General features: G+C 70.4%; 9 protein-coding genes and 3 pseudogenes. 5 read left to right on the forward strand and 7 right to left on the reverse strand.

Going from position 1 to position 15,841, the window contains the following annotated elements; genetic code table 11:
* Positions 1–134 precede the first annotated feature (134 nt).
* Together ACFYX3_RS37440 and ACFYX3_RS37445 are read left to right on the forward strand one after the other, a co-directional pair.
* Entirely contained in the window at positions 135–926 is a 792-nt protein-coding gene (locus ACFYX3_RS37440; RefSeq protein WP_389023714.1) for an ATP-binding protein, read from the forward strand.
* Positions 927–947: 21 nt separating this feature from the next.
* A pseudogene (locus tag ACFYX3_RS37445) lies at positions 948–1,301 on the forward strand (DNA gyrase subunit B); the annotation flags it as partial.
* Positions 1,302–1,414: 113 nt separating this feature from the next.
* On the opposite strand, the gene ACFYX3_RS37450 reads toward ACFYX3_RS37445, so the two are convergent.
* Complete coding sequence (locus ACFYX3_RS37450) at positions 1,415–2,332, reverse strand: hypothetical protein (protein ID WP_389023717.1); 918 nt, start codon at positions 2,330–2,332, stop codon at positions 1,415–1,417.
* A 56-nt stretch (positions 2,333–2,388) separates the two neighbouring features.
* The gene (locus ACFYX3_RS37455) at positions 2,389–2,811 is read right to left on the reverse strand and encodes a hypothetical protein (protein WP_389023720.1); all 423 of its coding nucleotides are present in this window, start codon (positions 2,809–2,811) and stop codon (positions 2,389–2,391) included.
* A 102-nt stretch (positions 2,812–2,913) separates the two neighbouring features.
* Here ACFYX3_RS37455 and ACFYX3_RS37460 point away from each other — a divergent pair, with 102 nt between their 5' ends.
* Positions 2,914–7,056 carry a CHAT domain-containing protein gene (locus tag ACFYX3_RS37460; RefSeq protein ID WP_389023723.1) on the forward strand — a complete coding sequence of 1,381 codons (4,143 nt, stop codon included), beginning with the start codon at positions 2,914–2,916 and terminating at the stop codon, positions 7,054–7,056.
* A 489-nt stretch (positions 7,057–7,545) separates the two neighbouring features.
* On the opposite strand, the pseudogene ACFYX3_RS37465 reads toward ACFYX3_RS37460, so the two are convergent.
* A pseudogene (locus ACFYX3_RS37465) lies at positions 7,546–8,297 on the reverse strand (transposase family protein).
* Between the two features lie 75 nt (positions 8,298–8,372).
* Between ACFYX3_RS37465 and ACFYX3_RS37470 the strand changes: the two are divergent.
* Positions 8,373–9,430: pseudogene (locus ACFYX3_RS37470) on the forward strand (IS630 family transposase); the annotation flags it as partial.
* Here ACFYX3_RS37470 and ACFYX3_RS37475 read toward each other — a convergent pair.
* From ACFYX3_RS37475 to ACFYX3_RS37485, 3 genes are all read right to left on the reverse strand, one after another.
* Positions 9,400–9,816 (reverse strand): hypothetical protein, encoded by a 417-nt coding sequence (locus ACFYX3_RS37475; protein ID WP_389023726.1) that lies wholly within the window; start codon positions 9,814–9,816, stop codon positions 9,400–9,402. The pseudogene ACFYX3_RS37470 and the gene ACFYX3_RS37475 overlap by 31 nt on opposite strands.
* A gap of 466 nt (positions 9,817–10,282) precedes the next feature.
* Complete coding sequence (locus tag ACFYX3_RS37480) at positions 10,283–11,617, reverse strand: geranylgeranyl reductase family protein (RefSeq protein ID WP_389023729.1); 1,335 nt, start codon at positions 11,615–11,617, stop codon at positions 10,283–10,285.
* A gap of 279 nt (positions 11,618–11,896) precedes the next feature.
* Complete coding sequence (locus ACFYX3_RS37485; RefSeq protein WP_389023731.1) at positions 11,897–12,286, reverse strand: hypothetical protein; 390 nt, start codon at positions 12,284–12,286, stop codon at positions 11,897–11,899.
* 120 nt (positions 12,287–12,406) lie between these two features.
* Between ACFYX3_RS37485 and ACFYX3_RS37490 the strand changes: the two genes are divergently transcribed.
* The gene (locus ACFYX3_RS37490; protein ID WP_389023732.1) at positions 12,407–14,746 is read left to right on the forward strand and encodes an ATP-binding protein; all 2,340 of its coding nucleotides are present in this window, start codon (positions 12,407–12,409) and stop codon (positions 14,744–14,746) included.
* A gap of 83 nt (positions 14,747–14,829) precedes the next feature.
* Here ACFYX3_RS37490 and ACFYX3_RS37495 read toward each other — a convergent pair whose 3' ends face one another.
* Positions 14,830–15,789, reverse strand: coding sequence for a peptidoglycan-binding protein (locus ACFYX3_RS37495; protein ID WP_389023734.1), 960 nt, complete (start codon positions 15,787–15,789; stop codon positions 14,830–14,832).
* Positions 15,790–15,841: the final 52 nt, after the last annotated feature.

Raw genomic sequence — 15,841 nt, forward strand, 5'->3', positions numbered from 1 at the left:
AGCGTGTGCAGCAACAACCTGATCCAGCGGGTTAACAGGCTAGCCCGATTGGCCGGGTAGTCGCGGACCACGGCAACTGCGGCTGCAGTACTAGGCTGGGGGCTCCGCTGGAGAGACATCATCGGGGAAACCTTATGAGTGACGCCGCCAACCCGTACGACACCGGCCACTCCCAGGTGCTGGAGGGGTGGGAAGCCGTTCGGAAGCGGCCCGGGATGTACATCGGCTCGACCAGCCAGCGCGGACTGCACCAGATGGTGTTCGACATCGTCGGCCGGGCGGTCAACGAAGTCCTGGCCGGCCGTGCCAGTACCGTCGATGTCACCCTCACACCCGACGGCGGCGTACGCGTCGCCGACGACGGACCGGGAGTACCCCTCGAGGCCACCAAAGACACCGGCGGTCCCACCCTCGAAACCCTACTGACCCACATGCACCCGGGAGCAGAACCAGGCGGCCGCCATGCTGTGGCCACGAGCCTCTTCGGCGTCGGGCCCCGCGTCACCAACGCCCTGTCGAGCCGCCTGACAGCCGAGGTGCGGCGCAAGGGGGTCCACCGGGTTCAGAAGTACGCCCGCGGCATCACGCTCACCCCACCCACCAGCGCAGGACCGGCGACCAGAAGCGGCACCACCATCACCTTCTGGCCCGACACCGACATCTTCGAGACAGCGGAGTTCTCCTTCGCGGTGCTGGCAGAACGCCTCCAGGAACTGGCCTTCCTCAACCGGCGCCTGGACATCTCACTCACCGACGAACGCCCCCGACCGGGTCCCGGTCGGCACGGTACCGGTTCCCGGACGGGGGCCCGTGACTTCGTCGCCTTCCTCGACACGCAAGCAGGAGCGCCCGTCCACCCTGACATCATCGGCTTCCAGCAGGAGGACCCGCGGATCGCAGGGACGTTGGAGGTTGCCCTGCGGTGACGCCGCTCCCACGAGGAGAGGCTCCACAGTTACGCCAACAGCGAGCCCACACCCCACGGCGGCACGCACGTGACAGGGTTCCGCGACGGGGTGGCGGCCGCGGTCAACGCGTACCTGCGGGAGTGCCGGCTCCTCGCGGAGGCAGCGCCCGATCTCAGCGCCGCCCAGATCGGCGACGGTCTGACGGCGGTCGTGCCGGTGAAACCGGACCGGCCCGAGTTCTCCGGCTCCACGCGCGGCATGCTGGCCGGCACCGCAGTACGCGTCAGCGTCGCCGAGGCCGTACAGGACCGCCTCCGCACATGGCTGGACAAACACCCAGAACACGCCACGGCCATCACCGACCGCATCATCCACGGCACCCGTCAGGACTGAACAACACGAACCGCCTTGCCGAAGCCATCCCCGCAGGAGCGGGGAGCAGGAGGCAGCGCTGTCGGGCGCGTACGAGATGACGCCGTAGCCCCCTGACGGACCATGGTGCTCCTTCAGGGGCCACCCGGCCCGGGGGCCGGGGTTCCGGAGGGAGCACCGTTGTCCGGCTCCTCGTATGCGACGTGCGGGTGCAGGCCTCCCTGCCGCCAGTGCCGGGAGAGCTCGCTGTTGAACGTCCGCTCGGTGGCGGGGTTCTCGGGGAGCGGGAGCCTCAACGTCCTGTACAGCTCGAACCGGTGGGTGTCGATGGCCGCGTTCAGTGCGATCCCGTAGGCGATCGCCGAGGACACCGCGCCCCGGTAGGCGAGGCGGGAGAGCAGCAGCAGGGCTCCGGGCAGGAGCATCCACGCGTCGTGCGCTTTCCACACCAGGACGGTGGTGGCCACGGCCGTCGCGGCGACGGTGACGGAGAGCCGGCATCCCATGTCCATGATGTTGCGGTGATCGTCCACCACGCTCTTGGTCCCGGCGGCGAGTCGGGGGTAGATCCTGGGCCACACCGCGACGGCGTCGAGACCGTGGGCCGTTCCAGCGGACTCCCGCAGGGCGACGAGGACGTTGCCCAGCGCCGTGGGCATTGGGGGGAGTTCCAGGGGCGGGAAGCGCAGCTCCAGTTCGGTCCTCGCCGCGCCGATCTGGTTGCCCTCGTGCCGGGTGGGTCGGTCACCGGTGTGCACGGCGCGACGGCTCACCTGCTTGCGTTTCCGTTCCTGTCGTCGCACACACGCGTCGGTGACGGGCCCGAGCCATCGGGGCCACTGTCCTTCCAACAGTCGCACCAGCCACAGTTGCAGAGGGTGGAGGACCACCGATACCAGGGTGATCGCCAGCCACAGCAGGACCAGTTCCCCGACGCCCAGGTGCGCGGCGGTGTCCCAGGCGCGGTCGAGCCTCAGGTCCGCCGAGGGGGCGCCCGCCCACACCAGCACCAGGAGGAGCACCGAGCAACCGAGCGTGGGAAGGTACGACACCAGAAGGAATCGTGTGCCCAGTCCCCCTCCGGCCGGGGTCAGGACTCTAGAGAGCGTCATGTGGCGGACACCTCGCAGTCGGGGCAGACCGGGGCCGTCGGGGCCGTGGTGTAGATCGCCGTCCCGCAGCCGGGACACGTGTAGCCGCGGACCTCGTACCGCAGGGACGCGCCGGTCAGCGTCGCGCCGTCGCCCTCACCGCTGCGCTGGTCCTCGGTGTCGTCTCGCGACGGTTCGTCGAGGGCAACCGGGTAGTCCTCCCTTACGGCCACACCGATCGGCTCGTGCTCGACGTACACGAGGACGGAGGCCACGTGAGGGAACCGGTCAAAGACCGCCTGCACCTGGCCGGCCGCCACGAGTACGCGCTCGGAACGGGCGGGGCTCGGATCCTCGACCAGGACGGCGAAGGCGCTCGCGGTGCCGAAGTCCCTTCCCTCGACGACGATGTGCCGGTACACGTGCTGCCTGTCGGTCATGCCTCCCATGCTTCACCAGCCTCCTCCGCTTCGGTAGACGCTCTCCCTTTTTCCGTCTCCGCATTGCAGTGTGGAACCTGTCGAACGTGTGAAGGGGGTTGCATGAGCGGCTACTTCAACGGGGCCGGCTGGCTGCGCGAGCGTGAGCGGAGGCTCAGTCTGTCCTTGGAGGCGCTGGAGTCTGCGGTGTCGGCCCTGCGGAGCGAGGAGGCGGACGCGGACGCGGACGAACCGCAGGCCGCGGCCCTCACCGCCGCCTGCTGGTTCCACAGCTTCACCGTAACGTTCATCGCGCCGTCGACCGCGATGGTCCGGGTGGAGCTCGACACGGATCTCCTCCTCACCCGGTCGCTCCATGAGCGCGGCCTTCCCTCCTGGGAGCCGTTGCCGGCGCTCCCGCCACAGGTCGCCGACGCCCTTCGGCTGTTCGCCCTCATGAACAACCCTCGCACTCGGGATTTCGAGCTGGCGCTGGGCGCGCTCTCCACCGTCCTCGGGGAAGCGGTGGACCCGTGGACCCACCGTGACGCGTTGTCGGCGATCGGCACGCTGTGGCTTTTCCACCACCAGCAGACCGCCAGTGCCCATTCCTTGCGGGAGGCGATCGAATCGCTGCGCGGAGCGGCGCTCCTCTCGTCTCTCGGCCCCCGCGACCCCGGTCCGTCGGTGCGCGACCTCGACGACCTGGGATCGGCCCTCCACCGCCTGTACCTCGCCGATCTCGACGAGGAGACGCTCAGGGAATCGGTGCGGTATCACGGGCTGGCGGTGGAGGCATCCGCGGGGACCCGTCGGATCCAGCCACTCGAGAACTTCGGCACGGCGCTGTTCGAACTGGCAGCGGCATGTCGTACGCCGGAAACCCTGTGCCAGGCGACCGCCGCGTTCCGTGAGGCCATGTCCCTGCTCCCTCGGGGGGGCCTGCAGTGGTGGGAGCTCGCCGAAAAATTCTCCCACGCCCTGAATCTCACACCCACCGTCCACGGCCCGGGTCCTGAACTGGACGCGGCCCTGCGCGAGCAGGGCGAACTGATCGACGGCTGCGAGGAACACTCCTCCCCTCTTCTGCTCCAGGTCATGGCGAGCCTGCTGGGGGTCCGGTACTTGCTGGCGAGGGACCCCGGCGACCTGGATTCACAGATGATTTTCCTGCGTCGAGCGCTCGACCTCTGCGAACCTCCTGATCCCACGTGGGTCGCCCTGACCGCAGACCTCGGGGCGGTCCTTGCCACGCGATTCTTCCACAGCCGGTCGCCGGAAGACCTCAGGAAGGCCGTCGACCTTCTTTCCACGGCCTCCGAGCATGCCACGGGAGAAATACTTCCACTGATCAAGAGCAACCTCAGAAAAGCCCTTGCGGAATTCGATCTCGCCACAGCCGGGGATCCGGAAAAACATTCCACGGAAAAGGCCCCTGGACCAGGGGAACACTCTCTCCGAAAAGTGATCTCACTTCGAGAGCAATACGCCACGAGAAGCAATCCGACTTTCCTTGATCAAGGAATCCAGTGCGCGGAGGCGGCGCTGGAAGAACCGATGGAGAAACGGATCGAGTTCCCTCTGCGCACCGTGCTCGCAGCCCTGTACAAGGAGCGCTCCCTACGCAACGGGAGCGGCGACGATCTGGACAGGGGAATCCTGCACCTGGCACAGACGATGACCTCCGGTCCCCCGGACCTCCCCCGGTCCCCCTACACATCGGCGAGACGTCGGTCGGACATGGGCGAGATGTTGCGGGTCAGGTTCGAGCAGCGGGGCGACCTGGACGATCTTGACAGGGGGATCGAGGTCCTCCGTCTCGCGCTACGGGACGAGGAGGACGACGAGGAGTCCGGCGCGGTCGATCGCAACCGACTGGGCCTGACACTCATCCGGCGATACGAGCACAACCACGATCTCTCCGACCTGCGCCTTGCGGCCCGCATCCTCACCGAGGCGACCGGAGCCGAAGCCTCCGCCCCCCTCCGGGCCTCGATCCTCAACAACCTGGGCTCCGCCCACGGTGCCCTTCACCTCCGGACCTCCGACCCCGAAGATCTGGACAAGGCGGTCGCATGCCACCGGTCCTCGGTCGATCTCAGCATCCGCGGATCCCTGCACCACGCCACCCGTCTCTCCAACCTCTCCATGGCCCTTCGCCGCCGGTACGGGATCCGGAAGGCCCCGGAGGACCTTCAGGACGCACTCACGGCCGCGGAGAGAGCGGTTCGTGACACACCCCCGCAGGACGTGGAACGCGTCCGACGCATCGATGCGTACGCCGCGCTGGTACGCGCGCGTCATGAGGCGCAACACGACCCAGCCGACCTGAGACTCATGATCGACCTGGGGGAATCGGCGCTGAGGACAGTGGCGGAGGGGCAGGTACACCGGGCAGAATGGCTCACTTCATGCGCCCGGAACCTCCTGTACGCGGTGACGGCCCGGCCCTCCCCGGCCCCCTCTTCCTTCCCCTCCCCCTCTGATCTGGTCGTCCGGGCCCTCTCCCTGCTCGACCATGCCTGGCGGGACGGCACCTCCCTGGTCCACGACCGGGCCGAGGCTGCCCGGCTGTGGGCCCTCGTCGCCTCCGCCGGGGATCCGGCCGCAGCGGTCGAAAGGAGTCAGGCGGCGTTCGGGCTGTTCGCCGCGATCGACTGGCACGGGATGCGAATCCCTGACCGGGTGTCCCTCCTCCGTTCCTGGGCGGGGTTCTCCTGCCAGGCAGCCGGATGGGCCATCGGACTGGGCCGGTACGCCGAGGCCGTACGGTTCCTGGAGGATGGGCGCGGCCGTCTGTGGGCGCAGATCGCGGACTCCCGCACCCTCCTCGTCCCGGAGGAGTCCGCCGGGACGACGCTGGTGGAGCAGTTAAATGCCGTCCGCTCCCGTCTCGATCAGCTCACCGGCCCGACAGGCGTCGGACCCGCATGCGCCGGTTCCTCGGGCACCGGTTCCGTACCGCCGGAGGACAACGGCTCCGGACCGTTCACCGAGGCCGCGCGGGGACGTCTGCTGCGCCGCCTCAACGCCGAACGCCGGCGTCTGCTCGCCGAGCTCACGGCCGCGGACGGGCGTGCGGAACCCGGTGCGTCCGGCGCGGACTTGTCCCTGATCGGAGCCGACGGGCCTGCGGTCCTGCTCAACGTGTCCGGGGACCGGTGCGACGCCCTGGTCCTCCACGCCACGGAATCCGGGACGGGCATCCATCCCGTCCCGCTGCCGGGCGTGTCCGCCAAGGAGATCGAGGAAAAGGTACGGGCCTTCACCGGGGCCCTCGCCGTGGCCCGTAAGACCCACGGGCGGCTCCTGGCAGACAGGCACGCCGGGCGTGGGAGCGGCCGGATGGTCCAGGCCGCGTTCCACAGCGCGGTGGAGGAGCTGGACGAACTGCTGGTCTGGGTCTGGGAAACCCTCACCGGACCGGTGATCGCGTCCGTTCCGGAGGGCACGGGTACGGAAAGGGCCGGGGTCCGGCGGATCCTATGGGGCGCGACAGGGCCGCTGACCCTGTTTCCGCTCCATGCGACGGGCCATCACGACGGCTCCGGAAGATCCGTCATCGACCGGGTCGTCTCCTCGGACCTGCTCACCCTCGGCGCCCTCGCCCGGGCCGCCCGGCTGCCGGAATCCGCCGGCCCGGCCCGGCTCCTCTCCGCCGGGGTGCCGCTGCCCCGGGGGAGGACCAGGCCGCTCGGCGCGGTCGCCGAGGAGATCGCGGCGGTGGCGGCGCACGCCCCGGTCCCCCTGACCTCGCTGGACGGCGAACGGGCCACCCGCGACCGGCTCCTCTCGCAGCTCTCCCAGCACACGTGGTTCCATTTCGCCGGACACGGCACCCAGGGGATCAACGACCCCGGGGAGACGGCGCTGTCCGCCTTCGACGAGCCGCTCACCCTGGCCGACCTGGCCGCCGCACTCCGCGCCGACGCCGAACTGGCCTTTCTGTCCAGCTGCCACGGCGCCACGCCGAGTCCCGACCACCCGGACGAGGCGCTCCACCTGGCGGCGGCCTTCCACTCCGCCGGTTTCCGTCATGTCATCGCCGCCAGGCACCCCGTCGACGACCTGACGGCCGGACGCATCGCGACCGGTTTCTACCGGCAGCTGCGGTACGACCTGGATCCCGGCCTGGCCCTTCACCGCACGCTTCTCACCCTGCGCACCGAACTGGCCCGGGAGCGGGAGGAGGACGACCTCGTGCACCCCTTCGCGTGGATCGGTCACACCCACCTGGGACCGGCGGGCCCCGTACAGGGGGTGTGACCGGCCAGAGGCCGCGACAGGTCCCCACGGCTCCCGGACGCCCGGGACCACGGGGATCCCCGGGGCAGCGGAGCGGGCGGACGCGGACGCGGGTGGTTTCGACGCCGCTCTCGACGAGGCGGCCGGACTCGTCGAACGCCTTCGGGCCGTCGATCGTGCCGAAGTCGTTGCCGTTGAGCAGGACGAGGGTTGAGGAGCCCTCGACGGCAATGCCCTCACCCGGCCCGACGAGGATGCCCGGAAGACATCCGGGCCCGGACCAGGCCGTACGGACCATGACCTGCCCGGCGGAAAGGACGGCTGACCACGGCCGGAAGCCACGACCGACGGACCATGATCCTTCTCACCGATAACGCTGTACCGATGTTCCTACCGACGCCAATTGCATTGGATGCGAATGGGCGACACCTGTCCTGAAGGCAGGCCCAGTGCCGCAGAGAAGCGGCCAACCAGGGTCGTTGACCTCGGTAGAACGGTACTGAACCTCTTTCATCTTGAATAGCTGCAGGTCAGCAACGTGTGGATGGATTGGATGATGGCGCTGATGCGGCTGGTGGAGCATCGGGCCCGCCGGAGCAGTCGCCAGGACTTCAACTGCGCGAAGGCGCGTTCGCCCGGAGCCCTCAAGCCGGGTGTGGTCGCGGTTGAACTGCTGGTAATGCTCGGGCTGTTCGCGGTGACGGTAGTACGGGGTGCGGAAGGTGGCGCCGGCGCCCTGGTAGGCGCGGGCCGCGGTCAGATCATGAGTGCGGCCCGGCGTCGCGCGGGAGAACCACAGCGGTGTACCGTCGGGCCGCGCGATGACCTGCACGTTCATGCCGTGCTGCCTGTGCTTTTGGGAGTAGTACTGCTCGTCCGCGGCGATGCGGTCGGTGGGGATCAGGGCGGCTGTCGACGATGACGAAGTCGCCCTCGCCCAGCCCGGTCAGCGCCTCGCTCAGGCCCGGCGCCCGCGCCGCGAGGATGTCGAGAGTCTCGTCGACGTACCACCAGGCCGTCGCGGTCGAGACGCCGAACCCGTTCGCGAGCTGGGCAAACGTCTCGTTCTTCCGAAGACGGGCCAGGACGAGCAGGGCCTGCTTGAAACAACCGAGCCGTCTCCACGGCGAGTTCAGTTCACGCCTTCGGACGTAGATCAGCCAGGAGACATGCTCGACGAGCTCGTACGGGACGTCGGGCATGGAAGGAAACGGAACCAACAGAGCCCCCGGGCTGTCGGCAGTGTCGAGTGGAATCAACACCGCCGACGACCGGGGGCTCTGCCACGTCACCACCCAAGCCGACCAGGCCTTATAGCCCCTCAGAAACAGGATGAAACAGGTTCGGTGCGGTATCGGCGCGCGATGATGCTGCTGGCCTCGGCGACGGGAACCGGGTGCCGGTGATCGCCCAGCTGGTGCAGGCCGACAAGGACACCGTGCGCAACGTGATCCACCGGTTCAACGAGATCGGCCTGGCCTGCCTGGACCCTCAGCGGGCGGGAGGCCGTCCCCGCCTGCTCAATCGTGACGACGAGGACTTCGTCATCCAGACGGCCACCGCCCGCCCCACCAAGCTCGGCCAGCCCTTCACCCGCTGGTCACTGCGTAAAATCGTCGCCTACCTGCGGAAAGTCCACGGCCAGATGATCCGCATCGGTCGCGAGACGTTACGCAGCCTGCTCGCCCGCCGCGATGTCACCTTCCAGCGCACCAAGACATGGAAGGAATCCCCCGACCCGGACCGCGAGGCGAAGCTGGACCGGATTGAGGAGGTCCTGAACCACTTCCCCGACCGGGTTTTCGCCTTCGACGAGTTCGGACCGCTCGGAATCCGGCCCACCACAGGCTCGGGCTGAGCCGCACGGAAGCAACCCGACCGGGTGCCAGCCACCTACCACCGCACTCACGGTGTTCGCTACTTCCACGGCTGCTACTCGGTCGGCGACGACCGCCTGTGGGGTGTCAACCGCCGCAAGAAAGATGCCGGAAACGCGCTCACCGCGCTGAAATCGATCCGTGCCGTCCGCCCGGACGGTGGCCCGATCTACGTGATCATGGACAACCTGTCCGCCCGCAAGGGCGCCGGCATCCGCCGCTGGGCGAAGAAGAACAAGGTCAAGTTGTGCTTCACCCCGACCTACGCCTCATGGGCGAACCCGGTCGAGGCCCACTTCGGATCTCTGCGGCAGTTCACCATCGCCAACTCCCAGCACCCCAACCACACCGTGCGGACCCGGGCCCTGTACGCCTACCTGCGCTGGCGCAACGCCAACGCCCGCCACCACGACGTCCTGGCCGCCGAACGACGTGAACGCGCCCGTATCCGCAGCGAGAAAGGCATCCGCTGGGGCGGCCGGCCCTATCAGCGGCGGCCTGAATCGGCCGGAAGGTGAGTCACCGAGATCGTTTGACGACGTTTGCCCGATAGCGTTCCAGCACGCCGACGGACAGTGCCGATCTCGCGGTGGGCGCCGTCGACGACGGTGAGCACGTCGTCCGGAACCCGCATCTGTGCCTCGGAGTAGCGCGCCCGGTGCTCGCGCCTTGCATCGTCCAGACGAGATCTCACGTCGTCCGTGACACGGCCGGCCCGAAGCGCATGCCAGAAGTGGTTGAGCTCGGACTGGTAGTCGAGCGACGCCGTGTTCAGCCTGCCGTAGCAGGTCCGAACAGCCTCAGCCAACGCGCGTTTGGTTTCGTACTGCCGCTCCTCGGCGCGCTGCCGTGCTGATTGATCCAGTTCCCGGGCCTTGGCCCTCTCGGCGAGCCACTGTGTCATAAGTGCTGATGCGAGAGTGCCGACGATCCCCCGGAAACGCGATCGCCAGTGGCACCACTGTGCTACTCATCCGCTACCGTCTCTCTGGGCTGCTCCACTCCGAGTGTGACGGTGTGACGCCGCAATGCCTTGGAGCCACTGCACCCGTTCCTACTTCTCACCTGCATTCCCGGCGCCGTCCGTCCGCCCGCCGTTCTCAGAAGGTGTCGACAACCGCTTCTCGTTGTGAGCTGCACAGCCGAATCGTCAGACCATGACGAGCATCACGTCGGAAGGGGGACCATCCCCGCACGCTCGATCCCCGGCGGTTCTTCCCCACCATGGGCCGCCCACCGCCGGAGCATGGGGATGGAGTGGACGCCTGGGGCCGACGAGGACCGGTGAGACGGCTTCCCTACTGGGTGGCGTGCGGATACCCGCCTCGCGTCGCGGACCGGCGCGACCGGTGCCGGCCACCGGGCATGGGCTATCGCCGCGGTACGGGGACGAGGCGCAGGAGTGCGTGGAGGACGGCGTCGATGGTGTCCTGCGCGGGCTCGTCGCCGACATGGGTCAGCAGGCGTGCCAGGACCCGCAAGAGATGCGGCGACGCCATCACCCGGGGGTGGAGGATCGGCCGGTAGCCGAACCGGGAGAAGAGCAGATCGCCCGCGAGGTTCCCCAACCGGTAGTAGCGCGCCCATCGGCGCTGGATCTCGGCCGGGTACTGATGCAGCGCGTGTTCCCGGCGCGGCCCGGCCGGCCGGGCCAGCGCCAGGGCGATGGTCTCCGCCGCCACCTCGGCGGCCTCCATCGCCTGGGCGATGCCCTCGCCGCTCCACGGGCTGACCATGCCGGCGCTGTCACCCACGAGCAGCAGGCCCCTGCGGTACTGCGGTCGCCGGTTCAGCCCCATCGGCAGCGGCGCGCTGCGCAAGGGGGAATCGGCGTTCCCTTCGTGCAGGCCCCACTCCTCGGGCAGGCGGGGCAGCCAGTGTTCCAGCGCCGCCCGCAGGTCCACGGGCCGGCGCCGCCGCTGCTGCGGCAGAGCTCCTAGGCCCACGTTGACACGGCCGTCCCCCATGGGGAACACCCATCCGTATCCCGGCAGGTCGAGTCCGGTGCGTGGACAGCGCAGGTCGGCCCACAGCTCCAGGTAGGGGTCGTGGGTGCGGGCCTCGCTGCGGTAGTACCGGCGGGCGGCCGCCGCGACGGGGCGCTTCACGTCCCGTTCGAACCCGAGGCCGAGAGCCGTACGCGCCGAGGCGCCGTCGGCCGCGACCACCAACGGGGCCAGGTAGCGCACCGGCTCCGCGTCCGGCCCGCGGGAGGCCGTCACGCCGATGACGTGCCCCGCCCGGTCGGTCAGGGTGCCCGTCACCTTCACGTGGGTGCGGAGGCGCGCTCCGGTGGCGCTCGCGCGGGTGGCGAGCAGGTCGTCGAAGTCGTGTCGGCTGCGGGTGAGGCCGAAGTCGGGAAGGGCGCCCAGGCGGGGCCAGTCCAGCTCCACCTGGTGTCCGTCGCAGACCCAGCGCATTCCTTTGTTGCGCATCCAGCCCGGCGCGTCGATGTCGATGCCCAGCCGCACCAACTGGTGCACGCCGCGCGGGGTCAGCCCGTCACCGCACACCTTCTCCCGAGGGAAACCGCTCTTCTCCAGGAGCAGCACGTCCACACCGGCTCGCGCCAGGTGTACCGCGGCAGCGGAACCAGCTGGTCCCGCCCCCACCACGATGACCTGCGCCTCCTCGTCCCCGGCGCCTTCAGCTCCCCCACGGCCGCCGTCACGACCGCCGTCGATCCCGTCACTTTTGGTGATCACTCCCCTACTATGCCCGCCTCCGGGCACCGGCAGTCCGTTCGGCGCGGCGGAGGCGGCCGCCTGTCCGGGAAGGGCTTCGCGCGAGAGGTCTCGCCGGTGGTGGTGGGGTACGTCGAGTGATACCGGACAACCTCCGGCGAAACGCCTGGAGCATGAGGAGCGGGTAGGAATCCGCGGGGGCCACGGTCCCCGGGCGGAGGACCAGGGCCTGTCCGGCGGAGCAGGACCGGGCAGACCCCATGCCGTGTCCCCTGGTTCAGGCCCGGCCCGCCCTCCGGCTCACGGGCCGAAGACGCAGGCCGGCATCCCGGGCGAGTAGCCGTCCTCGGCGACGGCCGGGGTGCCGATCCACCAGTCGTAGACGTAGCTGCCGTCGCTGAGCCTGTCCCAGGTGGTGAACGGCCTGCCGTACTGGGTGTGGACCCCGTCCCAGCCGCCATTGTTCACCTGGCAGACCACGTACACCATCGATCCGTAGTTCGCAGATCCGGTGACGCGGGCACCGTAGTCCGCCCATTCACGCTTGAACACCCCGTCAGTGGCGTTCACCCGGTACCAGCCTTCGCCGTTCGCCGTGTTCTCGGTCGCCTGGGCGGCCGGAGCCCCGGACCAAGCCAGGGACGCCGCCACCACAGCCACGGCTCCGGCCGCTCGTGCACGCCAGCTCATCAGCGTTCTCCTCTCCGTACTCATGTCCTCGTCCCCGCCTGCCGGGGAATGCCTTGAAGTGAATCCGGCCGGACCGGTCGGCCACTAGCGGATCGGCCACTCCCCGACCAGACTCCGACCATGCCCACGCCCCTGGCCGACGCCCTCCCGCAGCGCCAGCGCCTCGCCCTCACCCTGCGCCGCGTCCGGCAGGAGCGCGGACTGTCGCAGCGCGCCTTGGCACGGCTTCTGCATCTCAGTTCGCACACGTCAGTCGGAGACTGGGAGCACGCCCGACGCGTACCCTCCGACGACATCCTGGGCCTCTATGAGCGCCGCCTGGGATTACCGGAAGGGGAGTTACGGGTCGCCCGGCGCGAGCTGCTGGCCGCCGAGGCCGCGCGGAGCGTCGCCACCACCGTCGCTTCGGCAGCCGTAGAGACAGCCGCTGTCGCTCGGGCATCCGTTCAGCCGGCAGCATCGGCAGCGCCTCGCCCCGCGCCGGTCCGCCCGACGACCGCCGGCCTGCCGCCCGCGCCGAGCGACTTCAGCGGACGCGCCGACGACGTGGCCGAACTCCGCACCCTGCTGACAGGCCCGGCATCTGCGCCCGTCCTGGTATCCGGGCCACCCGGCGTCGGCAAGACCACCCTGGCTTTGCGGGTGGGGCACGCGGCGGCCGACCGGTTCCCCGACGGTCATCTCTTCGCCGATCTGCGTGGCACCCAGGCCGACGCCGACCCCGCCGCCCCGCTCCACACCCTGCTGTCCGGACTCGGCGTCCCGGACCAGCTGATCCCGGCCGACATCGGGGCGCGCTCCGGACTCCTGCGCACCCTCCTCGCCGAACGGCACGTGCTCCTCGTCCTCGACGACGCCGCGAGCGAGGCCCAGGTCAGACCGCTCCTGCCGGGCAGCGGCGGCTCCCGGGCGCTGGTCACCAGCCGCTCGCGCCTCTCGGGGCTCGCCGGGGCCCACCGCCTCACCCTTGACCCTCTGCCCGAGCAGGACGCACGAACCCTGCTCGCCGCCATCGCCGGTCCCGGCCGGATCGCGCGCGAACCCGACGCGGCCGCTGACATCGTCGCCACCTGCGGCGGGCTGCCGCTGGCCGTACGCATCGCGGCCAGCCGGCTGGCCATCTCCCCGACCTGGAGCCTGGCGCACCTGTCGGCGCAGCTGCGGGACGAGCGCACCCGGCTGTCCCTGCTCAAGGCCGGGGACAACGACGTCCGGCAGGCCTTCGCCTGCACCTACCGGCATCTGACGCCCCTGCAGGCGCGGCTCTTCCGCCTCCTCCCGCTCGTACCGGCCCGGCACACCGGGACGGAGGCCGCCGCGGCCCTCCTCGGCCGCGACGGGCGGCATGCCGCCACGGTGCTCGACGACCTGGCCGAGGCCGGGCTGCTCACCCCCGCCTCCGTGCCCGGCCGCTGGCAGACCCACGATCTGCTGCGGCTGTACGCCACCGAGCAGTCCGCCGCGCAGGACCGGCCCGCCGCTCGGGCCGCGGCGGCCCAGCGGCTGCACCACTGGCTCGTGGACACCGCGCACCGGGCCGCCGGTGCGCTGTCACCCGCCCGTACCCCGTTTCCCGGAGGTGAACCGGCCGCGCTGGCCTGGCTCGACAGCGAACACACCAGCGTCCTCGGCCTGGTGGCGGCCGCCGCCAGCACCCGGGGATGGCCCGTCGCGCTCGACACGCTCGTGACCTCGCTCAGCTGGTACTTCGATCGGCGCTGCAGCTGGGAGGCCATGGCCGCGATGGACCGGGCCGCGGCTTCCCGTGCCGAGCGCGACGTGGAGCGGGCCGCCGGACTCAACGCACTCGGCCTGGCGCGCCTGGAACAAGGGCGGTACGCGCGGGCTGTCGAGCACCATCAGGAGGCACTGTCCGCCGCGCGGCGGGCTGGTGACTGGTACCAGGAGGCCGACGCCCTGGCGAAGACCGGGCTCGCGTACTGGGGCCTGGGCCGGCACTCCGATGCCGTCCACTGCCACCGAGCCGACGTGGACCTGGCCAGGGCCAACGACGACCGGGGGCGGGAGGCGAGCGCGCTCAGCCATCTCGGCACGGCCCTGCGACTCGAGGGGCGGCCCGAGGAGGCGATAGCTGCGCTGGACCGGGCACGGGAGATCTGGACCGATCTCAGCAGTCCGCGTGGGATCGCCATGGCCGACTATCGCACCGCCGTCGCCTACGCCGACCAGGGTCGCCACGCGGAGGCGCTGACCACCGCGCGGGCGGCGCTCGGCGTGTTCCACTCACTCGAGGACGCCTGGGGACCGGCCGGCGCCCACCAGGTCATCGGCCGCGCCCTGGAGGGGCTCGGCCGGCAGGCCGAGGCAGCCGCGGCGTACCGGCACGCCATCGAACTGTTCACCGCCGTCGCCGACGCCCGCCGCGCCGAGCGGACCGCGTTGGCTCTGCGGGCGATGGAGGAAGGGGCCGGCCCATACACCGCCGCCCCGTTCCTCTGACCGAACCTGCCTGTGGCACCGAGGGATCCGGAAGGGCCCGTGTCAGCTGTCGAGACGGTCCGGCCCCTGGGCGCTCGGTTGTCTCAGCCGTGCAGGCGCGGGCCCTGGTGGCTCACCAGGGACAGCCAGTCGCGGTTGGTCGCCCTGCCGGTGACGGGGAGTCCCCGTTCGGCCTGGTAGATGCGCAGCACGTCCTCCGTCTCGGCGGTGAAGGTGCCGCTCACCACGGTCGGATGGCCGGCACCGGTGAGGAGCGACTGGAGTGCCTCGACCGCCGGACCGTAGTCGCCTCCGCCGAGCGGGACGACGAGCCTCGGCCAGGTCTGGGGGCCGACGCGGCCGTCCCGGACGAGGCCGAGGGACTTCTGGAACTCGGTGATCGCGGTGACGGTGGTGTGGTCGACGGTGCCGGTCACCTCTACCTCGTGGCCCTTCGCCTGAAGCAGGTACTGCACCGTACGCGCCTCCCACAGCACGTCGCCGAGGCGCACGACCGGCCAGTCGTCGCGCAAGGCCACCATGTCGGCTCCGCCGGTGCCTGGGCCGGTACCGGGCGGGGCGATCAACGGCCGCAGCCAGAGGCCCGCCGCGAAAGCCCCGCAGGCGAACAGGAACCACAGGATCCGGGACACCGACACCGGGACAGCTACTGGTACGGCGACGGCGGCCGGACTCTCGACCACAACCGCGCCCGGGGCACCGGAGCTCATCGCCTCGCCCGGCGCCTGCGGCACGCGTGCGCGTGGAACGCGTCGCGCCTCCTGGGCCGCGCGCGCGAGCATCAGCGCCTCCCCCAACTCGCCGTCCGGTGCTTCGAGGGCCTCGTGCAGGGCCTCGACGACCGGCGGCGGGGCGGCCGTCGGCCGTCCCGGGTTCAGATAGCGGGACATGGTCGCCTGATCGACCCCGGCCCGACGGGCCAGGGCCTTCTGCGTGGGACGCACCCCGGGGCACGCCTCCCACCACGCCCGGAGTACGGCGGTGAGCGCCGCGGCCGGATCGATCAGGGCGGGTTCCTCCGCGCCGGCCCGTGTGCGGTCCATGTCGCATCCCCTATGCATGTGCATCGTCGCAGGCCAGCCGGGTGCATCCATG

Origin of the sequence: Streptomyces sp. NPDC002463 (genome assembly GCF_042889835.1) — a bacterium.
In the GTDB taxonomy this organism is placed as follows: Bacteria; Actinomycetota; Actinomycetes; order Streptomycetales; family Streptomycetaceae; genus Streptomyces; species Streptomyces nymphaeiformis.